This is a genomic window from Alloiococcus otitis ATCC 51267 (assembly GCF_000315445.1).
Lineage (GTDB): Bacteria > Bacillota > Bacilli > Lactobacillales > Carnobacteriaceae_A > Alloiococcus > Alloiococcus otitis.
The window spans coordinates 287,257-312,389 of sequence record NZ_JH992957.1 but is presented as its reverse complement, the minus strand read 5'-3'; the positions used below and the strand labels follow the sequence as shown (position 1 = coordinate 312,389).

Annotated in this window: 23 protein-coding genes, 1 tRNA gene and 1 riboswitch; all 24 genes read right to left on the bottom strand. The window is 44.6% G+C overall.

The features are described 5' to 3' along the window. Positions 1 to 92: 92 nt before the first annotated feature. The 24 genes from HMPREF9698_RS01495 to pfkA all read right to left on the bottom strand — a co-directional run bounded on the left by HMPREF9698_RS01495 (position 93) and on the right by pfkA (position 25,092). Positions 93 to 1,031, bottom strand: coding sequence for a tetratricopeptide repeat protein (locus tag HMPREF9698_RS01495; protein WP_003776594.1), 939 nt, complete (start codon positions 1,029 to 1,031; stop codon positions 93 to 95). Positions 1,032 to 1,103: 72 nt separating this feature from the next. Continuing rightward, complete coding sequence (locus tag HMPREF9698_RS01490; protein WP_003776593.1) at positions 1,104 to 1,475, bottom strand: DUF2187 family protein; 372 nt, start codon at positions 1,473 to 1,475, stop codon at positions 1,104 to 1,106. Between the two features lie 154 nt (positions 1,476 to 1,629). Further along, positions 1,630 to 5,508, bottom strand: a complete 3,879-nt coding sequence (locus tag HMPREF9698_RS01485; protein ID WP_003776591.1) for a TIM-barrel domain-containing protein — start codon at positions 5,506 to 5,508, stop codon at positions 1,630 to 1,632. A 265-nt stretch (positions 5,509 to 5,773) separates the two neighbouring features. Then, positions 5,774 to 5,847, bottom strand: a tRNA-Arg gene (locus tag HMPREF9698_RS01480). A gap of 79 nt (positions 5,848 to 5,926) precedes the next feature. Next, on the bottom strand, positions 5,927 to 6,889 hold the full coding sequence (locus tag HMPREF9698_RS01475; protein ID WP_003776588.1) for an NAD(P)H-quinone oxidoreductase: 963 nt from the start codon (positions 6,887 to 6,889) through the stop codon (positions 5,927 to 5,929). A 71-nt stretch (positions 6,890 to 6,960) separates the two neighbouring features. Next, on the bottom strand, positions 6,961 to 7,239 hold the full coding sequence (locus HMPREF9698_RS01470) for an HU family DNA-binding protein (protein ID WP_003776586.1): 279 nt from the start codon (positions 7,237 to 7,239) through the stop codon (positions 6,961 to 6,963). A 149-nt stretch (positions 7,240 to 7,388) separates the two neighbouring features. Next, positions 7,389 to 8,702, bottom strand: a complete 1,314-nt coding sequence (gene der, locus HMPREF9698_RS01465; RefSeq protein WP_003776584.1) for a ribosome biogenesis GTPase Der — start codon at positions 8,700 to 8,702, stop codon at positions 7,389 to 7,391. Positions 8,703 to 8,804: 102 nt separating this feature from the next. Continuing rightward, the gene (gene rpsA / locus HMPREF9698_RS01460) at positions 8,805 to 10,070 is read right to left on the bottom strand and encodes a 30S ribosomal protein S1 (protein WP_003776582.1); all 1,266 of its coding nucleotides are present in this window, start codon (positions 10,068 to 10,070) and stop codon (positions 8,805 to 8,807) included. Between the two features lie 107 nt (positions 10,071 to 10,177). After that, positions 10,178 to 10,837, bottom strand: coding sequence for a (d)CMP kinase (cmk, locus tag HMPREF9698_RS01455; protein ID WP_003776580.1), 660 nt, complete (start codon positions 10,835 to 10,837; stop codon positions 10,178 to 10,180). Positions 10,838 to 10,855: 18 nt separating this feature from the next. Beyond that, positions 10,856 to 11,530 carry a LysM peptidoglycan-binding domain-containing protein gene (locus HMPREF9698_RS08355; RefSeq protein WP_003776578.1) on the bottom strand — a complete coding sequence of 225 codons (675 nt, stop codon included), beginning with the start codon at positions 11,528 to 11,530 and terminating at the stop codon, positions 10,856 to 10,858. A gap of 41 nt (positions 11,531 to 11,571) precedes the next feature. Continuing rightward, a complete protein-coding gene (locus HMPREF9698_RS01445; RefSeq protein WP_003776577.1) occupies positions 11,572 to 13,005 on the bottom strand; it encodes a RecQ family ATP-dependent DNA helicase in 1,434 nt (477 codons plus the stop codon). Then, complete coding sequence (locus HMPREF9698_RS01440) at positions 13,002 to 14,042, bottom strand: helix-turn-helix domain-containing protein (protein WP_003776575.1); 1,041 nt, start codon at positions 14,040 to 14,042, stop codon at positions 13,002 to 13,004. The genes HMPREF9698_RS01445 and HMPREF9698_RS01440 overlap by 4 nt, the downstream gene beginning before the upstream one ends. 115 nt (positions 14,043 to 14,157) lie before the next feature. Beyond that, the gene (locus HMPREF9698_RS01435; RefSeq protein ID WP_003776573.1) at positions 14,158 to 14,787 is read right to left on the bottom strand and encodes an ECF transporter S component; all 630 of its coding nucleotides are present in this window, start codon (positions 14,785 to 14,787) and stop codon (positions 14,158 to 14,160) included. A gap of 120 nt (positions 14,788 to 14,907) precedes the next feature. Further along, positions 14,908 to 15,020, bottom strand: a riboswitch (FMN riboswitch). A 65-nt stretch (positions 15,021 to 15,085) separates the two neighbouring features. After that, positions 15,086 to 15,805, bottom strand: coding sequence for a pseudouridine synthase (locus HMPREF9698_RS01430; RefSeq protein ID WP_003776570.1), 720 nt, complete (start codon positions 15,803 to 15,805; stop codon positions 15,086 to 15,088). Positions 15,806 to 15,809: 4 nt separating this feature from the next. Continuing rightward, complete coding sequence (scpB, locus tag HMPREF9698_RS01425; RefSeq protein ID WP_003776568.1) at positions 15,810 to 16,376, bottom strand: SMC-Scp complex subunit ScpB; 567 nt, start codon at positions 16,374 to 16,376, stop codon at positions 15,810 to 15,812. Then, positions 16,377 to 17,174, bottom strand: a complete 798-nt coding sequence (locus HMPREF9698_RS01420) for a segregation and condensation protein A (protein ID WP_003776567.1) — start codon at positions 17,172 to 17,174, stop codon at positions 16,377 to 16,379. 12 nt (positions 17,175 to 17,186) lie between these two features. Next, positions 17,187 to 17,606 (bottom strand): GNAT family N-acetyltransferase, encoded by a 420-nt coding sequence (locus HMPREF9698_RS01415; protein ID WP_003776565.1) that lies wholly within the window; start codon positions 17,604 to 17,606, stop codon positions 17,187 to 17,189. 123 nt (positions 17,607 to 17,729) lie between these two features. After that, complete coding sequence (locus HMPREF9698_RS01410) at positions 17,730 to 18,545, bottom strand: purine-nucleoside phosphorylase (protein ID WP_003776562.1); 816 nt, start codon at positions 18,543 to 18,545, stop codon at positions 17,730 to 17,732. 10 nt (positions 18,546 to 18,555) lie between these two features. Then, the gene (gene deoB / locus HMPREF9698_RS01405; RefSeq protein ID WP_003776560.1) at positions 18,556 to 19,725 is read right to left on the bottom strand and encodes a phosphopentomutase; all 1,170 of its coding nucleotides are present in this window, start codon (positions 19,723 to 19,725) and stop codon (positions 18,556 to 18,558) included. Positions 19,726 to 19,914: 189 nt separating this feature from the next. Next, the gene (xerD, locus tag HMPREF9698_RS01400) at positions 19,915 to 20,826 is read right to left on the bottom strand and encodes a site-specific tyrosine recombinase XerD (RefSeq protein ID WP_003776558.1); all 912 of its coding nucleotides are present in this window, start codon (positions 20,824 to 20,826) and stop codon (positions 19,915 to 19,917) included. An 8-nt stretch (positions 20,827 to 20,834) separates the two neighbouring features. Continuing rightward, positions 20,835 to 21,299: a Fur family transcriptional regulator gene (locus tag HMPREF9698_RS01395; protein ID WP_003776556.1), complete on the bottom strand. Its 465-nt coding sequence runs from the start codon at positions 21,297 to 21,299 to the stop codon at positions 20,835 to 20,837. A gap of 117 nt (positions 21,300 to 21,416) precedes the next feature. Then, entirely contained in the window at positions 21,417 to 22,277 is an 861-nt protein-coding gene (locus tag HMPREF9698_RS01390) for a CvfB family protein (RefSeq protein ID WP_003776554.1), read from the bottom strand. 62 nt (positions 22,278 to 22,339) lie between these two features. Beyond that, the gene (gene pyk / locus HMPREF9698_RS01385; protein WP_003776551.1) at positions 22,340 to 24,097 is read right to left on the bottom strand and encodes a pyruvate kinase; all 1,758 of its coding nucleotides are present in this window, start codon (positions 24,095 to 24,097) and stop codon (positions 22,340 to 22,342) included. Positions 24,098 to 24,129: 32 nt separating this feature from the next. Further along, positions 24,130 to 25,092 (bottom strand): 6-phosphofructokinase, encoded by a 963-nt coding sequence (gene pfkA / locus HMPREF9698_RS01380; protein WP_003776550.1) that lies wholly within the window; start codon positions 25,090 to 25,092, stop codon positions 24,130 to 24,132. Positions 25,093 to 25,133: the final 41 nt, after the last annotated feature.

Sequence of the window (25,133 nt, the reverse complement as noted above, 5' to 3'; positions counted from 1 at the left end):
ATTTATCTATTTCAATTTCATTCACTTATATTATCTTATCGTTTATAAGCATACCTTGTTATTATACAATACGCAAATTCCAATGTAAATGCTTAGCTGTCAGAAAGCTTGAGCCTTTGAATCTGGCTAAAAAGCCGGCCTTGGTCCGACTCCTCTCCCCCACTTGCTTCAAGGTCAAAATAGCCTTGATAGGACAAGACCCAAGACGCTGGATCCGTGATCAGCTTCCGGTGCAAGGGATAGAGGATAAGGTAGTCAAGCCAACCTTCATTTTTAACCAGGGCAACTTTTGTGGGGTCGGCCTGAAACAAGTCTTCAGCCAGGCCCTCCAACTGCCTGCCAAATGCGTCTTCTTTGACCCCAGCAAGCTGGCTCAAATCAACTTGGTAGGTCTCCTTTAAAAAGGGGTAGCTGATGGTTTGGTCAAAGTCCTTGACCAAGAGTCCTTGGATTAAAGCTGTTTTGGTAATGGGATGGACATATCTGTTGGGCAAGGCAATTTGACAGGCTTGAAAGTAATCGTCTCGATCAAAAGCATAATAAGCCGAGGCAATGTCAATTTGCTGACTTGGGGGAAACTGTCCCAGGCTAAAAAGATCTTGGTTAAGCTTTTTAAGATGACCCTGATAGCGAGCCATAAAGTCTTTGAGATCCAAGTTTAAGTCTGCTTCAATTTGGTCATAGGAATAATCAACCAACTGCCCGTCCACTAGGGCGATAAAGTCTTCATATCGGTTTTCTTCAGCCAGCCCTCTCAGATAAAGGGCCAGTCCTTCTTGGTTATCCTGACCCAACTGATAGGCTTTGACATAGTCATCTAGATAGTCTTCTAAAACAAAAAGGGCCTGGTCAGGGTCTTCCAAGTCAAAGGACAGCCTAGCCATGATCAAGTTTAAGGACAGGTTGGGATTGACCTTATAGGCCTGGCTATAGACTTGGTAGGCTTCTTTTAACTTCCCACTATTTTCAGCCTGTTTGCCAGCCTGGACTAGCCGAGTATAATCATCTGGAAAGGGAATTATGTCAGCCATCTCTAGCCACTCCTTAAAAAAGCTACTAGGGCAAAATCCCTAGTAGCCTATCGCTTATCGCCTTCTCTTGGGCTATGCCTCTTGGTCTGCGTCTTCATCTTCACTGACTTGGTATTTAAAACCTTCAATATCCTTAAAGTTAACGACCGTTTTTTCTTCCATTAAGTCCAACATACTTTTGGATGAATTACGCCAATTGATCTTGACGATAGCACTATTGGTTAAGAGTTTTTCGATTTCCCCTTCCATGGGTTCGTCTCGGAAAGAAAAGATAATTTTGTCCCCCACATCAGGACGGAGGTTTTCTTTAATGGTATCGATAATTTTAACGGCTTCTTTATAGTCGAGCTCAAGCAAGTTAGCGATCCGGGAATTGGATGCACCCTTCCGTAATTCAGTTTCGACAAGATTTTGAATTTCATCGGTAATTTTCATGTCAGCCATATAGATTCTCCTCACCAAATGAACTGTAACAGGTAAATGATAGCATAAGTGAGGTGATTTTTCCAGTTTCTAGCTTAAGAAGGCTTGTTATCCATTCACTTCTTTCATTTTTACTAGTTCGGACTCTGGTCAACCCTTCTTTTTCAATCTAAGCCTAAGGTCGGGTCAAACCTTGCTTAACCTTCTTGTCTTTGCCCACTAGGAAAAAGTCAGTTCCATCTAGTCTCGCTATAAGCTTGTCTAGGTCAAGGTCTGCTTGGGCTTGGAGACATAAGCTAGCAAGGAAGTGGTTTCCCTGAAGGCCAGGGCTGTCCTTGTAATTGGCTAGGATCAGGTAGGCCACTTGGTCACCACTCTTGTGTTGTCTAATCCGAGAGAAGTTTTCCGTATCCCTAAAGTTGGTATTCGTCTCCATGCTAGCAAGCGGTGTGACTTGGTTGGAACTTAAGGGAAGGCGGCCGTTTACGGCATGGACGCCTTTTAAGTCTTTCCCTTTTAGGGAAAGGGTAAAGGTCTCACCAGACGAAACTTGATCCTTGTCGCTGGATAATCGGAGTTTACCTGCTAGGTCTTGAATTTGACCGGAGTTTTGGCCAGATCCTTTATTAATCTGCCCGCTCGCCAGGTAAACATCGTAGGCATCAATGTAGCCATTGTGGTTTAAGTCAGCTACTTCAATGTAGCCTTCAAAGTCACTGTCGCCCCGTCTTAAACCAGCATAATTTTTAAAGGACCGGATGTCACTGTCGTCCACCCTACCGTCGCCAGTTACGTCTCCAGCTAGTAAGGCTTTCGTATGTGGGACTTGAAAAACATATAGGCCACTGCCTGCAATAAATTCATTGTCACTTGTTTCAAGGACCTTTAAGGCTAGGAAATTAGCCTGGACTGCCTGGTCAAGTTCGATGACTTGTAATGCCGAAGTCTCTTCTAAGCTAATCCTATCTTCCAATGTGTGCCAGTTGACTCCATCGATCGAATAAGCCAGGTCAAATTGGCGAATTACTCCTCTTAACCCCCCATGCCTTGGTCCTTGGTAGGCTAAGCGGTCAATAGTGTAAACCCGGCCCAAGTCTAGTTGGATCTGTCCCGGAAGGTCCTCTTGGTCTAATGGCTCTAAAAAGTAAGTTCCAGGCTTGCCGTCAACTAAGGATACAAGTGGCTGGTTGACCTTGCCCTTAAAGTCACCTTTAATTTCTTGAACGGATACAGTCCAAGAAAAGTCATCTTCGGCCGTTGTAAGCGTTTTGGGATTGGACCAGTCTGTCATGTGGTCCTTAAAAACAGCTCGAACTCGGAAGCTATAGGAAGTTTCGGCTTGTAGGTTTGCTTGGATAAAAATCGGCTCTTGAATATTCAGGTGGACCTGGTCGTCTACTAACAAGTCATAACGTAAAGCCCCAGCTTGATCTTCCCAAGTCAGGGTAAGGGAGTTCGTCTTGACTCCATCTTCTGCCAAGGCTAGGTCAGGTCCGATTCCGCTTACTTCATCTACTTGGTCTATTGCTGATGCTGGATAGTCATAGACAAAGCCATTTACCTGTAGTTTGACCCTAGACCGGATGGAAAGAGGGCCTGTTTTAATCCGGAGGACCGGGTTTTTGATCCATTTTTCCCCATAAAAGTCCCCGTCTTGGCTGGAATAATGGTTTAGGTTTGGGCAAGGGTCATAATAGAAAGCAAAACTAGCTTTTTCAAAGTCCTCTAGACTAGACACTTCAAGCAAGTCTTGCTGTACCCCATCAATGCTTAGTTGAAGTACATTTGGACGTTCGGTCACATTCAGGTTAAATTGGTTAACTTTCTTTTCTACCTGGCCCTGGAAGCTTCCCTGGCAAGGGCCTAGTTCAACCGTGACCTGGCCTTCTTTTTCCCAGCAAGTTAGGTCTGTTTTAGCAACTTGGCCTGCTTGGTAGTCAGTGGAGTAACCATCATCTTCAATTAAGCAAAAACTAGTTTGACCAAAGGGATAGATTTCAAAAATTCGGTAACTTGGGTCAAATTCTTTCATATTATTACTTGGCTTGGCCATGGGGATAATAGCTCCTGCCCGGACAAAAAGGGGCAATTTCCAAATAGGGGCTTCAAAGTTATGCAAGAAATAGCCTCCATCATACACTTGACCGGTAAAGTAGTCGATCCACTTCTCTCCCTCAGGTAAGTAGATATGGTTGCGGACATCGTTGCCTTCCTGGTCCATCTTGACATCCTCGTAGACCGGTGCCACTAGAAAGTTATCTCCAAACATAAATTGGTAGTTAACGGCCTGGCTATAATTTACTTCCTCCTTGGGAAAATCGATAAACATGGCCCGTACGATCGGGTCTCCCTCAAGGGCTTGGTGCATCAAAGTGTAAGCATAGGGGATTAACTGAGACTTGAGCTTGAGATAGGTCCGGTTTAAATCAGAAGTCGTCTGGTCAAAGACAAAGGGGCCTTTTGGGTTTGCTCCCCAACCGTCCATATTGAGTTGCATCCCGGTAAAGGTCTTCCACTGGTAATCCCGGATGTTGATAATGGGATTGCCTCCACCAAAAATACCGTCCATGTCAGAGCAGATGTTGGGGTTGCCGGAAAGTCCAGTACCAATGTAGGTGGGAATATGAAAGCGGATATACTCCCACTCCCCACCGTTTTGGTCTCCCGTCCAAAACCCAGCATTCCGCTGAGACCCTGCCCAGCCGTCCAGACTGATTATAAAACGCCGGCTCCCGCCTGAGGCCCGCTCCATCATGTCCCCTGCTTCCTGGGTTCCGTGGAGGCCAAAAGAGTAGCCAGGACCTACCCAGGCAACATCCGTCTTCAGAATACGGACAGAGGCCTGGTTTACCTCCTTGACCAAATCCCTTTGTAATAAGGCAGTCAGACTCTCATCTGGTGTCAGTTCAGATTCCGTCCACAGACCCGTCACAATCCCCTTGCCTTCCGCCTCTTTGGTAAATTCTTCTAAGTTTTTGATATTCCCTTCCAGGCTGTCTTCTTGGCCATAACCTGCCCCATAGCCGTCATTGACTAAGATCCAACCCAGTGGCATATCATGGCGACGGTAGCGGTTGACTAAGGCAGACGCGGTAAAAGGATAGTTTTTATCTTTTGGCTGCCCCGACAAGCTTTCCTTGATTTTAACTTTACCCTTGACCTGGCTCACTTGGTCTGGGTGGACTTCCCTATACCACTTGTCTACTTCAGCAAAATAAATCCCGTCTGGATGGTTTGGGGCAACTTCAACCCAAAAGTCCCGGTTGTAAGCATTTAAGTGACCTTCATAAAGGGAATAAGCCGGCAGGACAATCGGAGCCCCTGTCAGGTCAAAGTAGCCTTTTAAAATATCTTGTGGCCTTTCTCCCATGATATAAAAGGCATCAAAACGATCTTCCTGGTGGCTAGCTACCACCTGATTTTGGTCACTACTGGCAAAATCATAATGGCCAGGTTTAAAGGTATGGCGGAGGACACCGTAGCCGTCCGTAGTCCAGTAAAATGGATTGGGGGAAGCGACCCCACCGTCTACCCAGTTATTTTCATTGACAATCTTAATCGTCTGACCCTTGTGAGAAAAACGACCATTTTGGATCCCTCCACCAAAGTAATATGAGTCTTCATTAGCTTTCAAGGTCTGGCTCGTCCCTTGTGGGCTCAAGCTAAGGGGGTGAAGCTCTTCAATAATTGGTCGGCTTGCCCCCTTTTGATAGACTTTCAGGGTCCCCTGGTTCTTGTCTAAGGAAGCGGTATAGGCTGAGGTCAGTACTTGATAGTCTTGATCGCTTTCTTTTAGTTTGACTTCAAAATCCTCTGTATCAGTGAAATCCTTTATCAAAATATGGGCCGGCTTATCTGCTTGCGAAGGCTCTGGCCGGTCGGCAAAATCATGCCCTTCTTTTTCCACTTGAAGACGAAATATAGTGGGAGTCCAAACTTGAATTCTGCCTCGGTAAGCATTTTTATACTTAATATCAATTGTTTTGTTCTTTATTGAAAGTTCTTGGATACCTGCTAAGTAATTGGGAACGAAAGACTTCCCTTGCTGGTTCAATTCTTTGATAAGACCACCTGCTCCTCTTCTGTCACTTGTCTGGTTGGCTACAGTAGCTCTAAAAAATCAAATGATAAACTTGCAATTTAATCTTTACAGCTATTATCCCTATCTTACCATTTTTTAACAAAATATCGTCTGTTATTTGCTTAAAAATATTCTTTAAATAAGGACTTGGCAAAGAAAGTAAAGAGGATGCAAAAGGACCCAAACTTCCTAAGAAGCTTGGGCCCTTTAAATAATTATCTTGCCTTCCAATATAAAACGTACCCGAGAGGATTCGAACCTCCGACCGTTCGCTTAGAAGGCGAGTGCTCTATCCAGCTGAGCTACGGGTACCTATTTGTAACGACAAGATATATCTTACCAATACACCACCAGATTGTCAAGCAGATTATGAGTTTGCTCTGACTAGATATTACTGGGAAAGGTCTAAAATAATTTTACCAATATTTTTATTATCTGTCATATATTGGTGGGCCACTTCAACATTTTCAAAGGGGAAAACCTGGTCAATGATTGGTTCTAATCGGCCTGACTGAAAACGATCTAAGGCATGGCTGGTAAAAGAAGCAACCAAGTCTCTTTTATAGGCTAAGGACCGGGAAGATAGAAGGGTACCTTCAATTTGCAGCCGCTTGCTTTGGATTTCAGCCAAGTCCAAGTCTTTAACCTGGCTACCACTTAAAAGGCCAATCAAAACAAGCTTGCCATCAGTGGCTAAAGTCGCTATATTCTGATGCCAATAGTTTGCTCCAACAAAGTCAAGGATCAAGTCCACGCCTTGGTCTTGGCTGTCAGCTGAAACAAGCTTGGCAAAGTCTTCCTCCTTGTAATTGATAGCCAGGTCTGCCCCAAGATCTTGGCAGAATTGAATTTTATTGGAAGAGCCAGCTGTGGCATAAATCCGGCTAGGACTAACTTGACGGGCTAATTGGATGGCTGCCGTCCCCACACCGGAAGCCCCAGCATGGATTAAAACTTTCTGGTCTGCTTTCAACTGGCCTATGGTAAAGAGGCATTGGTAGGCAGTTAAAAAGACTTCCGGAATAGCTGCCGCCTGAACAAAGGAAAGATGTTCTGGCACCGGCATGGCCAATTGGTCATCTAAGACGGCATAGTCCGCATAGCCTCCTGTTTGACCGAGGCCCATGACCCGGCTCCCTACTTTTGTCTGGGCCTGGTCTCCAACCTCCACCGCTCGACCAGCTACTTCTACCCCCAAGACTTGGTCGGCCTTAGACTTGCGGTGGATTAAGTCGAGTCGGTTGACCCCACAAGCCTGAACCTCAACTAAAATTTGGTCTGCTTGGATAGCCGGTTGGTCTATATCGACCAGATTGATATCATCCGTGTCCTTGGCCATTTTGACAGCTCTCACTAAAAGTCCTCCCTTTTTGCTTGTGATAATGTGAAAAAAGACCGAACTCTTCAGTCCGATCTTTTATTTCTTTATTTTTTAACTGATTCTTTCAATGCTTTACCGGCTTTGAAAGCAGGTACTTTACTTGCAGGTATTTCGATTTCATCACCTGTTTGTGGGTTACGTCCCTTGCGTGCAGCGCGTTCACGAACCTCAAAAGTACCGAAGCCAATAATTTGAACTTTTTCATCATTTGACAAAGTTTCAGTGATTGAATCAAAGACTGCTTCCACTGCTGCTGAAGCATCTTTTTTAGTTAAATCAGTTGCTTGTGCAACTTTATCGATTAACTCTGACTTATTAGCCATCGTTGTTACACCTCCTGTTAAATTAACGAAAATAAATTATTTTCGTTTAAAATAAAAGACATTGTCATCGCGACAATACATTAGTAATGTACCATATAAACCTTGATACTGCAATCATTTTAAGGCATATTCATTTTAAATTTCAAATGTTATTTCCTTGCTCTAGGGATTATCTGAATCGGAGTGTCATAGAAGTCAAAGCTTTCGCGGAATCGATTTTCTAAAAAGCGCTCATAGGAGAAGTGCATGAGGTCAGGATCATTGACAAAAACCACAAAAGTCGGTGGATTAGTGGCTACCTGGGTCGCATAAAAGACCTTGAGTCGCTTCCCTGACTTACTAGGTGCAGGATTGCTGGCTAGTGCATCACTCAGCACATCATTTAAGAGGGAGGACTTGACCCGTTGATTGCGGTTATAATAGACCCGGTCGACCAATTCCGGGATGACTTCCAGTCTCTGCTTGGTCTTGGCTGAGACGAAAAGGATTGGGGCATAGTGGAGGTAGCGGAATTGGTCGCGAATTTGCAACTCAAAGTCTCGCATGGTGTTAGTCTCTTTTTTAATCGTGTCCCACTTATTGACTAAAATAATAATTCCCTTGCCGGCTTGATGGGCATAGCCGAAAACCTTCTTATCTTGGTCTCTAATGCCTGTTTCAGCATCCAGGACACACAAGACCACATCAGACCGGTCGATAGCTCGCTGTGCCCGCATAACAGAATATTTTTCAGTTTTTTCATAGACCTTGCCCCGACGCCGGATCCCAGCAGTATCGATCATAACATAGTCCTGGCCATCCTGGGTCATAAAGGGAGTGTCAATTGCATCCCGGGTGGTCCCTTCTAGTTCAGAGACTATGACCCGGTCCTCCCCAATAATAGCATTAACTAGGCTAGATTTGCCAACATTGGGACGACCAATCAAGCAGAACTTAATGATATCTTGGTCATAAGCCATATTGGCCTCATTAGGAAAGTTGGCCACTACTGCATCTAAGAGGTCCCCAAAGCCTAGGCCGTGAGACCCGGATACCGGAAGGGGATCACCCAAGCCTAAACCGTAAAACTCATATATTTCATTTCTAAGCTCAGGATTATCTGTTTTATTAACAGCAAGGACCACGGGTTTGTTGGACTGCTGCAAAATTAAGGCTACCTGGTCATCCAAGTCTGTAATGCCCTCTTTGACACTGGTTACCATGACGATGACATCTGCTTCATCAATGGCTATTTCAGCTTGGACTTTTATTTCTTCATGCAAGGGCAAATCATCAAAAGTGATTCCTCCCGTATCTATAACAGAAAAGTCTTTGCCCAACCATTCAGCATCGGCATAAATACGGTCCCGGGTGACCCCGGGTTCATCCTGGACAATGGCTAAGCGGTCTCCAATAATCCGGTTGAAAATAGTTGACTTGCCGACATTAGGCCGGCCGATTATGGCTACTAAAGGATTAGCCATCAGTACACCTTCTTTCTTTCTCTTTTAATCCAAAAGAAACCCACCTAACAACTGGCCTCAAACCGGTCTGTTAGATGGGTAAGCTTATTCCTTTAGCAAGCTTTATTCGTCATCATCATTAAAGAAGTCTGACAATTGATCCCCAATTTGGTCACCTAAGGAGAAAGTTGATTCATTTTCTTCGTCACGTAAAGACGGTTGTTTCACATTGACAGATGAATCTTTTTGTCGTCTTTGTTTACCAGAATTTCCTGAGTTATTAGACTGGTTGCCTCCTTTAGGGGCATCTTCTAAGGCCTTGATACTGAGGGAGACCCGTTCACGGTCAGCGTCAACGTCCAGTACCTTCACTTCGACTTCTTCACCAGTTGAAACAACTTCATGTGGGGTTTCAACGTGCTTGTGGGCTAGTTCAGAAATGTGGACTAAACCTTCTACACCAGGTTTCAATTCCACAAAGGCCCCGAAGTCGGTGATCCGTTTAACAGTCCCTTTGACAACACTACCTGCTGGGAATTCTGTTTCAGCATCTTCCCAAGGGCCTGGTAGGGTATCTTTAATGGATAGGGAAACCCGTTCTCTTTCAATATCCACTTTTAAGATTTTTACTTCAACTTCTTGACCTTTTTCTAACCGGTCCCCTGGGTGGTTGATTCGTTCATGGGCAATTTCAGAAACGTGAACCAAACCGTCAACGCCACCCAAGTTTACGAAGGCACCAAAGTTGGTTAAGCGGACAACAGTCCCTGTTACAACTGATCCTTCTTCCAAGCTTTCGAGTGCTTGACGCCGTTCTTCTGCTTCCTCTTCTTGTAAAATTGCTTTTCGGGAAAGAATCAATTGGTGGTCATTCGGGTCAATTTCAATGATTTTGAATTCATAGGTGTTGCCTTCGAATTCACTTAAATCATTGACAAATTTAGTATCTAAGAGAGAAGCAGGTACGAAACCTCTTACACCTAAATCAACGGTAACCCCGCCTTTGACAACGCGAGAAACAGGTGCTTCGATGACTTCATCATTATCTGCTTTCTCTTTCAATTCGTTCCAGATACGTTGTTGGTCAACATTTCGTTTAGATAAGATCAAGCTCCCTTGTTCTTTATCTTTCACGTCACGCAAGACGACAACATCAATATTGTCGCCAATTTCAACCACTTCGCTAGGATCATCAACTCGAGAAGCAGAAATTTCACGTAAAGGCACAATACCTTCTTGGCCGCCACCTAAACCAACGACAACGTTTTTATCGCTGTCAATTGTTAGTACTTCACCAGAAACAAGGTCTCCAGGCTTCACATCGACAACTTCTTTTAAAACATCATCCATTGATGCATTTTGATCTAAATTATTATTCTCTTCTGACATCTTACTTTGTCCTCCCAATGCGATATTTACATACAGTTATATTATACAGAATATAAAGAAAAATTGCCAATAGTATACTGACAAATCAGTGTAAACCGCATTTTATTTTAAAATTGTTGTAATATTTTATCTTTAACTTCTTCAATAGTCAAGGATGTGGTATCAATAACCACGGCATCTTGGGCTTGCTTCAAAGGAGAGACTTCCCTAGTCGAGTCTAGTTGGTCCCGTTTCTTTATCTCTTCAAGCAAGTCCTGGTAAGTGCTACTGATGCCTTTGCTTTGGTTTTCTTGGTAACGACGTCTCGCCCGCTCTTCCGGACTAGCTTCCAAAAAAATCTTGACTTCAGCATCTGGCAGAACGACTGTGCCAATATCCCGTCCGTCCATGACCACACTACCCTGACTAGCCAACTCTTGCTGACGCCGGACCATTTCTTGCCGAACCTCTTTATGACTAGAGACCTGAGAAACGGCCTGGGTGACATCATTTTGTCGGATAGCCAAAGACACATCTTGTCCGTTCAGGTAGGTCAATTGGTCTCCATTTTTCTTTGCAAAAGAAATCTTGCTTTGGTCGAGTAAGTCCAATAAGGATAGGCCATCATGGATATCCACTCCCTGGTCTAGGGCATGGTAGGTCAAGGCCCGGTACATGGCCCCCGTGTCAATGTAGATAAAGTTTTTCTCGTCTGCAATTAACTTGGCCACCGTACTCTTACCTGATGAGGCTGGGCCATCAATTGCAAGGGCTAACTTGTTTTTCAAAAACTCTCTCCTAGACATTTAATAAACTAACAGTTCGTCTCCGGCATGAATCGATGAATTCACTGATAGACCATTTAACTCCAGTAACTCATCCAAAGTCATCCCATGGTTAACAGCAATCCGATAGAGATTGTCTTGGGGCTGAACCACATAGGTGTTATAGTCTTCTTCAGGCTCGGGCTCCGACTCAGGCTCTGTTTCTGGTTCGGCTTCCGGCTCAGGCTCTTGTTCAGGTTCGGATTCCGGTTCAGGCTCAGGCTCAGGCTCCGGTTCTGGTTCAGGTTCGGGTTCCGGCTCAGGCTCCGGTTCTTCTTGATCTTCTTGGTTTTCTTCCGGATCCGCTTCAGCCTCGTCTTCCTGGTCCTCCTGGTCTTCTTCACCTTCTTGATCTTCTTGATCATCATCTTCTTCCACCTGGGTCTGGGCCACTTCTTGGTTAGGATCATTAGGATCTAATGGGCCTCTCCCTCGGGTAAATATGTAGGAGAAGACGATAATTGCAATCAATAAACCAAGCAGAACAACAGTTACTGTTAAAATAGGAGAGACACCCGACTTCCCTCTTTGGCTAGTTCGGGATTCCTTCTCCTTATTTTGGTCATTTAATTCTTCGTCAAATTTTTTTGACCATAACTCCTCATCTTTTTCTTGCTTTTGTTTATCTTCATGCTCATTATTTTGCTCGTCAGACATAACTTCCCTCCTCGTCCTTAAGATTAATTTTAACATATTCTTTACTGATTATACATTGGATTATATAAAGACCTTAAAATTTTGTCGACTGGCCTGATCTCTAAATTATCCCCTTCTTGACTTTCTTGGCCATAGAATTGTTTTTCAATACCCGGCTGGCAAACACTGCAGCAAAAACTATCATGATGAACTGACTGGTCCCCGAAATAAGCCAATAGAGACTGGCGAATGCATCGGTCACTGTCCACTAAACTTCGCATAAATTGGACTTGGTTTAAAATATATTGCTTACGTCGGTAAAAAAATGCGAGGGTATCTTCCAGCGACCATCCTTGGTCGTAAAAGTATTTAATTAACTTATACTGGTTATCATCCTTGTCTTTGACTTGCTGAGGCTTGCGAAAAACAAATTGGATCGTTTGTGCTTGGGGAATCGATTTTAACTTCAACTTAGCTTGGAGTTTTTCATCTCCTCTTTGATAAAGGCAGAGGGCCAACCCAGCCCGACCGTCCCGGCTGCAACGGCCAGTTTCTTGGAGATAGACTTCCGGATCCCCTGGCATATGATAGTGGATAACGAAGCGAATATCTTTCTTGTCAATCCCCATACCAAAAGCCGAAGTCGCACAGACAACTTGGATCTGCTGGGCTAAAAATTGGTTTTGAATCACTCTTTTATCATAGTCGGACTTGTCTGCATGGTAACTTTCAGCACGAAAGCCCCTTTGAACTAGAGCTTGGGCAATTCGGTCAGCCTGTTTTTTACTGGAAAAATAGACTAGACCAGGCTTTTTCAAGTTCTTGACTAATTCAAATAAGCGCTGATCCTTGTCTTCTACCTCTTCAAAAGAATATTTTATCTCAGGGCGGTCAATTTTTGCCTTGATTACCTGGCTTTGGTCAGGGTCAAAGTCCAAAAGCGACATAATTTGGTCCTGGACAGCCGGTCGAGCAGTTGCCGTTAGGGCCATCAGAGCTGGGTTATTTAAGGCTTGACGAAAACTCGCAATCTGCAAGTAGTCTGGTCTAAAATCCATCCCCCATTGGCTGACACAGTGGGCTTCATCCACGACTAGTAAATTAATATGGATTTGTTGCAATAAGTCCAAGACATAGGATTGGGCTAGCATTTCTGGAGACAGGTAAATAAACTTATAGGCTTTTATGTTAGACCGGATGTAAGCCCGCTCAATTTTGGTCAAGCTTGAATTAAGGGCACAAACCCTCTTCTCCCCTCTTAAGCGGATTTTATCAACCTGGTCTTGCATTAAGGAAATTAAAGGAGAAATGATTAAAGTCGTTCCTCTTAGCAGATATGGAAATAATTGATAGCAAACAGACTTACCAGACCCTGTTGGCAGTATAACTAAGGTGTCTTGGCCTTTGAGGGCTGATTCAATACTTTCTTTTTGGCCTGGCCTAAAGAAATCGAAGGTAAAGTGTTCCTTTAATACAGCTTGTAAATCCATGGTCATTGCCGGATCAACTCCAGTTCTATCAAACGGTAGTGGTAAAATTCTAATTCGCCAAGTTGGTCTTTGGCTTGGGCATATCGCGGGGTTGGATTTTGGGCAAAAAAGTCTAAGAGTTCCCGACGAATTTGGTTCGGAACTAAATAGGTCAGCTCTACTTGGGGTAATTTAAAGGCAATCTCAAGGTAGTGCTCCTTAATGGTACCAAGCTTGACTCCCTTGATTTGGGCGATTTGATCCAAAGACTTCCTTTTAACCATTAAGCGAAAAGTTTGGTAGGCGGACTGGGTCAAGCCGTAAGTTTGGACTTGGTTGGTGTAATTTAAAAGCTTGCGGTGGAGTGGAAAAGACTGGCCTTCCTGGTCAAGTAAGGACAGATAGTAGGCACAGGCTTGGTGAAAGACCCAATAGATTTCCCCTTTTTCCCAAGACAAAAATCTTGCAAGCTGGTCAAGGGTAAGCCCGAAAAGGTCGTGCCCGGTTAAAGTATTCGCTAAGATTCGTGCCGCTTGGTCTTGGACTTGGCTCAGCAAGAGTCCTTGCTCTTTCATCCAGCTTGCTTCAAAGTCTTGTACACTAGACTTGACTGATTTGACAAAGATTTGACTTTTCAAATCACTTTTCAAGGGCAGGTAGTGCTTGTTGGCATAACTTTTTTCAGACACGACTTGGGTCATAAACTGGACCATTTGCCAAAAATAGTGGTAGAAAGGAAAAGTTAAAAAAGTGCCTTGGTCTCTTAGCGAGCTGTGGTCAGCAAAATACTGGTCAAGCTGGGTTTGGCCTTGTTTTGAGACGATAAATTTGTCCTCATGAGGCGTGGGCTTGAGCCAGCCCTGCTTCAAAAAAATCTTTTGGCAAGCCTCCACTTGATTTCGTTTTAACCCAGGCAGGGTTCCGTAGTATACCTTCCAACCATTGACCTCAGTCAGGTACAAGATGGTCGGTGTCGACCGGCCAATGGTCACATTATAAATTTGACCGGTATTGGCTGGTTTTTGATACATGGACAGCAAGATATGCATCAGGTAGTTATCCATTTTTTTTGCCCCCTTCCCTTTAAAGTCAGAACCAGTATACTAAAAATATGAATCTACTGCATCAAAAAATCCTTCTTGGAAGCAAGCTTCCAAGAAGGATCCAAAACCTTAACAACTAGGAATTTGAGACAGAAGCACCGGGTTGTTGGTCTATAGGGTCTTTAAAGTAGCGTTTTCTCTGCTTATTCAGCCAAGTAGCCATGCGTTCATAAACAATATAGACTAGGCTAGAGACCAAGGCACCCTTGATCAAGTTGAAAGGAACTAAGAAGTAGATGATATAATTAGCCACTGACCCAGTGAGTTCGGTAATGTCAAAGCCCATAACGGTTAAGTAGGCAGGGAGTACAAAGAAGTAATTAGACAAGGTCAACATGAAGGCCAGAACAAGAGAAGCCACGAGACCGGCTAATAGTTTTGTTTTTAAATTCAATTTTTTATTGACCGTAAAGTAATACAAAGGTAGGGTGAGAGAAACTGAAGCAACAAAGGAAGCGATAGCCCCTACAGGAAAGCCTGCTTCGCCCCCAGTAACCACGTAGCCCAACAAGGACCGGATAAAGGCAATAAAGACACCAGCAACAGGTCCAAAGACATACATGCCGAAGAAGATAGGTATGTCCGAAAAATCAATTTTCAAAAAAGGTACTGTGGGAAAGATAGGGAAGTCAAAGCGGGAGATAATAAATGCAATCGCAGCCATTGCTGCAACCCCTACTAGACGTTTTGTCTTGGTATTTTCCATAAAAATCCTCCTATATTTTGTACTTTTGGCAAGTAACAATAGGATTCATCATGAGGGTTTTGGCCAATAAAAAACTGTTTATTTCCAGGGGAAATAAACAGAGTACTAATATCCTATTAGCCTCATCTTCTTTATCCAGACTTTACTGTCGGTACTGGAGTTGCACCAGTTCAGCTTAACGCTCGTGGACTTTACCACCGGTCGGGATTTCCACCCTGCCCCTGAAGACGAATCAATTTATTAACTTAAGCATAGTTTACACCTAGCACCTATTGATGTCAAGGCTTACACAAAGACCTTATTTGCCGACTGCTTGGTAAAGCTTTCTGACTTCAGCATTTTTTAATTCCCGCCACTGGCCTCCGTCCAAGTCATCAACCCGCAAAAAACCATAAGCTAGCCGGGTTAACTTGACTACCGGGTGACCAACTCGGTCAAGCATTTTTTTGACTTGGTGGTTTTTACCTTCATGGATCCTCAATTCAACCATGGACTTGTCACTGGCCTGATCATATTCAATCAACTTAGCCTTGGCTGGGGCTGTTTTTTCCCCATCAATGACCAGGCCTTGTTCCAACTGGGCCAGGCTTGACTGGCTGATGAGCCCCTTGACCTTGGCCCGGTAAGTTTTTTCGAATTCATAGCGGGGGTGCATCAACTTATTGGCTAAGTCCCCATCATTGGTTAAAAGCAAAGCACCTGTTGTATCATAATCCAGGCGACCGACCGGGTAGATTCGCTGGTCTAGATCTTGGAGTAAGTCCACCACAGTTGGCCGGCCTTTGGGGTCATCCACAGTCGAAACAGTCCCTTTGGGTTTGTTCATCAAGACATAAACGAGGACTTCTCTTTCTAGTGGAATGCCGTCCACCTTAACCAGGTCGTCTTTTTTCACCTGGACTCCCATGTCCGTCACCACTTGGCCGTTAACCGTCACCCGGCCTTGCTTGATAATGTCTTCTGACTTTCTTCGGGAAGCCACTCCGGCATGAGCCATTACCTTCTGCAATCGGTCCACATTCTCACTCCTCTTCTTTTCGGTTCTGGTTAAAATCAAACAAATCTAGTTCTTTATTTAAGGGAATATCATCTAGGGGGGGCAAGTCCTCTAATTTCTCTAGGGCAAAATAGTCCAAAAACTCAGCTGTTGTCCCATATAAAAGAGGTTTGCCCGGTGCCTCTAGGTGTCCCATTTCCTTGATCAGAGACCGGGCTTTTAATTTTTGTAAGACACTAGAAGCACTGACACCTCTGATTTCTTCAACCCCCATCCGGGTAATGGGTTGCTTGTAAGCGATGATAGCCAAGGTCTCCACCATAGACCGGCTGAGTTTTTGATAGCCAGGTGACTGGGCATAATCTTTAATTAGCTGCTTGTAGTTGTTTTTAGCCACTAGCCGGTAATTGGGGCCAGTTTTAACCAGGGTGATGCCCCGGTCCCTATTCGCTTGGTAGGATTCGGCTAATTGGTTCAAACAGGTTTGGATATGAGGGCTGGTACTTTTACAGGCTCGGGCCAAATCTTGGCTAGACATGCCTTCTTCCCCGGCCACAAAAAGCAAGGCCTCTATTTCTCCTAAGTCCGTCATCTAATCCTCCCCATTCCAGTTAATTATAATCTCATCATCTAAGTGATCTTGACTAAGCTTAACTCGGTTCAACTTGGTCAATTCGAGGAGGGCTAAGAAGGCGGTCACCAATTCATACCGGGACTGGTGGTCAAACAAGCGGTTAAAACTGACTGGTCCAGGATGGTCTCGCAAGTCAGCCACCATCTCTTCCATCTTATCCGAAACGGAAACTCGACTAGCCTTGACCTGGCTTGCCTGGGGTTGTCTTAGTGCATAATCATTCAAGACGCGGTTAAAGGCCGCTTGCAGGTCACTGACTGAAACCTGGCCTGGTTTTAAAGTTGGGTCACTTTCTAGGTCAGACAGGTCTTCCTTGGGCTTAGAAATATAAGTCAAGCGCTGGTCTTCTCGACCGGAGAGATACTTGGAAATTTCAGTGAAACGGCGGTATTGGATGAGCAGGGCCATTAAGTAGTTTCTTGGATCCTGGCCCTGGTCATCCTCTTCTGCAGAGTTAGCCTGAACCTGGTCATTTCTTGGTAGAAGCATCTGGCTTTTAATGGCCATAAGAGTCGCTGCCATGACCAAATAATCCCCGCCCTGGTCTAAAACCATCACATTGGAAGAATGGATATAGCTTAAATATTGCTGGGTAATCTGGGCTATGGGAATATCATAAATATCAATTTCCAAATCTTGAATTAAGTGCAAAAGCAAGTCCAAGGGTCCTTCAAACACAGCCAAATTGACCTGCCAGTTTTGCTTCGGTTGACTAGCTTGGTTGTCTTCTGCTTGTGGAAATTGGGACCCTTTCATATCACTTACTCCTTAGTCGTCTAACTTTTCTTGATCCAAGCCAGCCTCTCCTTCAGACTCTGCATCAGACTCAGCGTTCTTTTTCTTTTGCCACTTGGTCACCAAATCACTGGTCTCCAAAGTGCTCATCATGGTTTGCACGTCATATTTTTCCGCCACTGCGTCAATCATTTGGTAGGCAATTCCCTCATTCCGGTAAGAGGGATTGACAGCAATATGGCGAACCAAGATCAAATCATCGTTTTCTTCAATTCCAATGACCCCACAAAAGTCATCCGTTTCGTCACTTTTCCACAAAAAAAGCTGACGGTTATCCTCATCAGTATAGAGGTCCATCTCCTCTTTAAGACGGGAGGTTACTTTTAAATCATCAATATAAGATAACAAACCCATTGCTATCTTTTCGTAATCTGATTTAAATGCAGTTAACATCTTGTTACTCCTTTTTAAACAATCTTTTGCTAAACAAATTCAGCCTCAATCTCGAAGCCTATGAACTGAGCCCCATCCTCAGACTTGAAGTCCCTGGCAATACTGGCCAGGTTCAAAATATTCTTAAATAGTCTCCAAAAAGGCTAAGACCAAGGATTTAAACTTGTCTTTGACTGCCTGGGTAGTCTCAATCACTTCTTCATGGCTCAAGCTCTCCTGTAAGCCAGCAGCTAAGTTGGTGATACAAGATAGGCCAGCCAATTTCATTTGACTGTGTTTAGCAACAATGGCTTCAGCCACCGTTGACATCCCCACGGCATCCCCGCCTAAAATACCCACCATTTTGACTTCAGCTGGTGTTTCATAAGTCGGTCCTGACAAACCGGCATAGACCCCTTCTTGTAGAGAAATGCCCAACTTTTCTGCTTGGCCCAAAATAAGTTCTTGGTAATCTTGGTCATAACTTTGACTCATATCTGGAAAACGAGGACCAAGTTGGTCATGGTTGAAACCTATCAAGGGGTTGTCTCCGGTCAGATTCAGCTGGTCCTTGATCAACATCAAGTCTCCAGGCTTAAAGTTAGGGTTTACCCCGCCAGCAGCATTGGTGACTAAGAGACTGTGAACTCCTAGTGCCTTCATGACCCTTATGGGAAAAGTCACTTCTTTCATGGTGTAGCCTTCATAGTAGTGAAACCGTCCTTGCATGGCCAAGACTTTTTTGCCCGCCAAGTCACCAAAAATCAAGAGCCCTTGGTGGCCTGATACGGTAGAAGTTGGGAAGTGGGGAATATCTCGGTAGGGAATAGCCAGGCGGTTGTCTACCTGGTCAGCTAAGTCTCCTAGACCTGATCCTAATACCAGGCCAATTTCAGCCTGGCCCATTCCCTGGTCCCTTAAATAGGCTTGGGCTTGGTTAATGTCATCTATTAGTGTCATAGCTTCCCCCTTAATTTAATGAGTTCAAGAAACTCTTGCCGTTTTCAACCTGGTCAAGGTCAAAGTTAGCAGCAATTGTGGCAGCAATATCAGAAAAGTAGCCTTGACTAAGTTGACCTGGCTCCTTAAAGGACTTGGAATAAGCTAAAAGGGGGACGTATTCTCTGGTGTGGTCGGTCCCTGAAGCAGTAGGGTCATTGCCGTGGTCAGCTGTAATTAAGAGTAAGTCATCTTCTCTTAACTTGTCCAGCAATTCTGGCAAACGTTGGTCAAAGGCTTCAATAGCCTGGCCGTAGCCTTGAACATCTCTTCTGTGACCAAACTTGGCATCAAAATCCACCAGATTGGTAAAGCTAAGGCCGGTGAAGTCCTGGTCCATCACTTCTAGTAGCTTGGTGATCCCATCATCATTTGACTGGGTCCGAACCGCATCAGTTATCCCTGACCCATTAAAGATATCCCAAATCTTACCAACTGCCTTCACCTCATAACCCGCTTCTTCTAAATAGTTGAGAACAGTTTTGCCAAAGGGGCTCAAGGCATAGTCATGGCGGTTACTGGTCCGCTCAAAGTTGCCAGGGGTCCCAATGTAGGGGCGGGCAATGATCCGGCCAATCATATAAGGCTCTTCTTTGGTTATACTTCTCACATATTCGCAGATATCATACAATTCTTCAAGGGGAATAACCTCCTCGTGGGCTGCAATCTGCAAGACTGGGTCAGCTGAAGTATAGATAATTAAGTCGCCCGTATCCAGCTGGTGCTGACCCCATTCTTCAATAATTTCAGTTCCAGAGGCCGGCTTATTGGCCACTACGTCTCGCCCGGTGTGGTCTTGGATCTTTTGGATTAAGTCATCGGGAAAACCATCCGGAAAAACTCGAAAAGGAGTCTGGATATTCAAACCAGCAATTTCCCAGTGGCCAGTCATAGTATCCTTGCCGGCTGATACTTCTTCCAGTTTGGTATAGTAAGCCTGGCTTTGGTCCGGCTTGGCAACTCCTTTTAAGTCTTCAATCTTACCCAAGCCTAGTTTTTCTAGGTTGGGGATGGTTAAGCCCACCTGGTCAGCGATATGACCTAAGGTATGACTGCCTTCATCGCCAAAATCTTGAGCATCTGGAGCTTGGCCAATCCCAACTGAGTCCAAGACGAGTAAGTGGATACGGTTAAATTTCATGGTCTTCCCTTCTCCTTTTTATAAAAATTACATTTATTACTTTTATACAAGTTGCTTTTTAGTAAATCATAAGTGAGTGAGGCTAAAAATGCAAGTATTCTTGCAGAGACTTCATTGCGAAATCCCCTTACTAAGCTTTATTCATAGGAAGCAATAAGCCTTAAGGTAGAAAAGAGTGAGCTCATGAGCTCACTCTTTATTCTTTTTAGCCCGAGGATGGTAGGCATTGTAGACATCCTGGAGTCTTTGCTTGGTAATATGGGTATAAATTTGGGTGGTCGAAATATCCGAATGGCCCAGTAGTTCTTGGACAATTCGCAAATCAGCCCCGTTCTCCAGTAAGTGGGTGGCAAAGGAATGGCGGAGGGTATGGGGGGTCACTTGGGCTTTAATGCCCGCCTGGTTGACCAGTTGCTTGATTTTCTTCCATAAACCTTGCCGGCTCAAGGGCCGTCCCCGGGCATTAAGAAAGACGATATTGGTCTCTTGGCCTGACTTTGCCAAAAGTCTTTCACGGCTGTTTTCTAAGTAGTCTTGCAACCAATAAATGGCCGTGTCAGAAATGGGAACAATCCGTTCCTTGTCCCCTTTTCCCTTGGTTTGGATCAAGGACATGGTCAGGTGGAGGTCCGTTAGTTTCAAGTGTATCAGTTCAGAAATCCTCAAGCCTGTCGCATACAAGACCTCTAAGATGGCCCGGTTTCTCAAGCCCAGTACCGTCTTAGTGTCACTCATTTCAATTAACCGCTCTACTTCCTCCTGGCTGATCACCTGGGGGAGGACCTTGCCTTTCTTGGGCGAGTCAATGAGGGTCATGGGGTCCTGGTCAATATAAGATTCTTGCTTGAGGAACTGGAAAAATTTACGTAAAGAAGACACCATCCGGACCATGGAATTGTTAGACTTGCCTTTTTGTCGCTGGTCCTGCAAAAAAGACAAGATGGTATAGCGGTCTGTCTGATTAAAGCTAACTAGGTTCTTATCTTGCAAAAAAGTGATAAATTGCCGAATGTCCCTTTCATAACTCTTGATGGAGTTTTCGGACAGGCCACGCTCAACCCGTAAAAAATAAAGATAGTCTTGTAAAATTCCTGTTTCCACACTTGTCCCTACTCTAATTCATCTTGCGATTCTTTCATTTGGCATTCCTGGCAGATGCCGTGAAAAATCAGACGGTGGTCTTTAATTTTAAAATGGTACTGGCTTTCAATTTCTTCCTCGACCCCTTTCAAATGGTCACTGGCTACCTCTTCAATCTTTCCACAGGATAGGCACAAGAGATAGTGGGGTTTATGCTGGTTGGGGTGCTTATTGAGGTCATACCGGGCCAGACCATCTTGGAAGGTGACCTTATTTAGAATATTCAAATCTGTCAAAATTTCCAAGGTCCGGTAAACGGTGGCCAGGCCAATGCCCACGTTATTATTTTTAACCTTTAGGTAAATCTCTTCAGCACTCAATCGTTCATTTTCCTGGTCAATCATCACTTGAACCGTAACTTCCCTCTGAGGCGTTAACTTGTAACCAGCCTCAGACAGGGTATCTTTGATTTGATCTAATAATGTTTGACTCATGCCTAGCCCCTCACTTTATATTAATTACAAACTAGATATCTTATATAAATATTGATAATAACTTATTTGTAACAATTATAAAATATTTGTGGGGATTTAACAATAGTTTTCACTTGATTATTTATTTTTATTATGAAGCAAATAGGTCTTTTCCTGGTCTTGGGCCACTAAATTATCCTTCATCAAGTGGCCCACCGCCCGCTTGAATTGCCCCTTACTGATCCCAAAATAATCCCGAATAGCTTGGGGGTCGCTCTTGTCGTGGTAGGGAATTGCCTGGTTGGGGCTTCTTAAGATGGCTGCATAAATCATCTGGGCATCTTCATCAATCACTTCATGAGCCCTCGGTTTCGTCGACAAGTACAAGACCCCATCTTCTCTTAAGCCAATAATCCGGCCTTTAACTTCTTGGCCTAGCCTGGTTTCTTCTTCTTTTTCAGTTTGGGGCAGGTAGGCCAGGTAATTATCGCCAGTGATAAGATAATCACCCGCAGCTTTCAAGTCCAAAACCCGACCTGTCACATCATTATTGTGCAAACTGGCCGTCCCCTTGTTGGTCATGGTCTTAAACAAGTCAGGACTAGCCAGTTTGCCCCACAGCCGATCTTTTTTATCGGTCCACAAGTTAATATAGACCTGGTCATCTTTTTTGGGCCAATACTTGACTTCTTCAGGCAAGTCATCCAAGGAAATGGCAATATCCTTGTCTTCTAGGCCAATATCGACAAAAACGCCCAAGCCCCGCTTGCGGTCAACCACCCGGGCCCAACCATAATCATCCAAGCTCACAATAGGTAAATCCACCGTCATCACCTTTTGCTTGTCCTGGTTAAGGTAGGCAAAGGCATCTACCGTTTGGCCTAGTTGGAGAGGTTTATCGCTTTTGACCTCGTAGGTCTCCCCCTCCTTTTGGGCCAAATAGACTCCCTCAACCTGGTCTACAATGAGGGCTTTTACAATTTTACCAAGATCTTTCATCAGTTCAGTCCTCCTAAAAGAAAAAAGGGTGACCCTAGTGAATCACCCAGCTTTTTCTGGTTTTAAATCGCTGACGTTGCCCCGCGGTAAACAATTCCCCGCCGGCCGTCAACTGTGATGACTTCCTCATCATTGATTAATTTAGTGGCATTTTTAGCTGAGACCACAACCGGAATCCCCATGGCAATACCGACAACTGCGGCATGGGAGGTCAAGCCACCCTGCTCGACCACGATGGCAGAAGCTCGCTCAATGGCACTCAAGTAGTCCTTGTCGGTGGTTTTGGCAACCAAGACACCACCTTTGACCATCTTGACATTGGCTTGGTCAGCTGAATTTGCTACATAAGCCTTGCCGACAATAGACTTGTTGCCAACCCCTTGGCCTTCTACTAGCTTGGAGCCAACCATTTGAATTTTCATGACATTAGTTGTCCCTCTTTCCCCAACTGGGACGCCGGCTGTGATTAAAATTAAATCGCCTTCTTCTACAAAGCCACCCTCGACCGATTTTTGGGTAGCTAGGTTGAACATATCATCCGTAGACTTGGGTTTGTTAACAACCGTTGGAACAACCCCCCATTTGAGTGAAAGGCTTTTGGCTGTTTGGTCTGAGAAAGTTGCAGCTAAAATAATGGCTTGGGGCCGGAATTTGGAAATCATCCGGGCAGTGTGGCCAGATTCAGTTGCTGCCACAATGGTTTTAATCTTCAAGTTCTTAGCAGTGTGGCCAACTGCTTGCCCAATGGCTTCGGACAAGTCTGACTTGTCGAATTGTTTGAGTGAATAAGCATCTTGACCAACCAAGGCTGTTTCGGTCCGGACCGCAATATTAGCCATGGTACGGACAGCTTCCACAGGGTAGTCCCCTGCAGCTGTCTCGCCTGAGAGCATAATGGCATCCGTTCCATCAAAAATAGCATTAGCCACGTCAGATGCCTCAGCTCGGGTAGGTCTGGGGTTAACCTGCATGGAGTCTAACATTTGGGTAGCTGTGATAACGGGTTTGCCAACCGAGTTTAAGTGTTTGATCATTTGTTTTTGGACGATTGGTACTTCCTCAGCTGGAATTTCAACTCCCAAGTCCCCCCGGGCAACCATCAAACCATCTGATACATTGACAATTTCTTCCAGGTTGTCGACCCCTTCTTGGTTTTCAATTTTTGGAATAATCTGCACATGCATGGCATCGTATTCCTCTAGCAATTCAGTGATTTCTAACACATCAGAAGGACGGCGGACAAAGGATGCAGCAATAAAGTCTATCCCGTTTTCCAAACCAAAGATAATATCTTTCCGGTCTTTTTCGGTAATCCCAGGCAAGTTAACGGAAACTCCCGGCACATTGACACCCTTTTTATTTTTTAAATTTCCACTATTGAGGGCCTTGGTAACAATTTCTTGCTTGTCTTGGTCAATGTCAGTCACTTGTAGGTTGATCAAGCCGTCATCCAGTAAGATACTCGATCCCACGTGAACATCCTGGATGAGGTTTGGATAGGTGATGGAAAATTTTTCCTTGGTCCCTTCCACCTCCTCCATGGCTATCCGGATTTGGTCGCCCTTATTAATATTCACCAAACCGTCTTTCATATCATGGGTCCGAATTTCAGGTCCCTTGGTATCTAGCATAATTCCAATGTGCTTTTTGGCTTTTTGGGCAGCCTGCCGGATATTTTTAATTCGTGCTAGGTGCTCCTCATGGTCCCCATGGGAAAAATTCAAGCGAGCAACATTCATGCCTTCAGCAACTAATTGGTCGAGAACCTGAGGAGATTCACTGGCAGGACCTATGGTACAAACGATCTTGGTTTTTTTCATCAATTCACTCACAATCCTTTTTTGTTTTAAATTTAGAAAGAAATTTCCTGGTTTAATTGGTAAAGGGCTAAGTTGCTAGTTGTTTCCAACTTGTCTAAAACATCTTCAATCGGGTTGGATACAATGGCTTCATTTTTTATCCCAAGGGCCAAACCACCCTTGTCTTCCTTCAACAAGTCAACCGCTGCTGCTCCAAAACGACTAGCCAAGACCCGGTCCCTGGCACTTGGCGACCCGCCTCTTTGGACGTGGCCCAAGACCGTTACCCGGACGTGGAAGTTGTCGATGGCATCAAGTTTTTCGGCAAATTCATTGCCCCCCATAACACCTTCAGCTAAGACAATAATGGTGTGTTTTTTTCCGTGTTCCCGCCCTTGACGGATCTTTTCAGCAATTTTAGTGATGTCAAAGTCAACTTCTGGGATAATAATCTGTTCAGCCCCACTGGCAATCCCGGTCCAAAGGGCAATGTCACCTGCATCCCGGCCCATGACTTCAATGACAAAGGTCCGGACATGGGAGGTAGCCGTATCCCGGATCTTGTCCAAGGAATCTAAAACGGTGTTGATGGCCGTGTCAAAACCGACTGTATAGTCGGTTCCGGCAATATCGTTGTCAATGGTTCCAGGAATACAAACACAAGGATAACCATGCTGGGTTAGAGCATGGGCTCCGCGGTATGTTCCATCTCCCCCGATGGCTACCAGGCCTTCAATGCCAAATTTTTTCAGTTCCTCAATCCCTTTGAGTTGGCCTTCTTCTGTGGCAAATTGAGGGTAGCGGGCTGAATACAAGCTAGTTCCACCCTTTTGGATAATATCGCCGACATCTTGCCGGGTTAATTTTTTAAAGTCTCCTGCCACCAATCCAGCATAGCCATAGTTAATGCCATAGACTTCAATACCTTCATAGAGGGCTTTACGGACCACAGCCCGTATGGCAGAGTTCATGCCTGGTGCGTCACCACCACTCGTTAAAACGGCAATCCTTTTCATGGTTAATCATCACCCTTTTTACTTTTTGGTCATTATCTGTC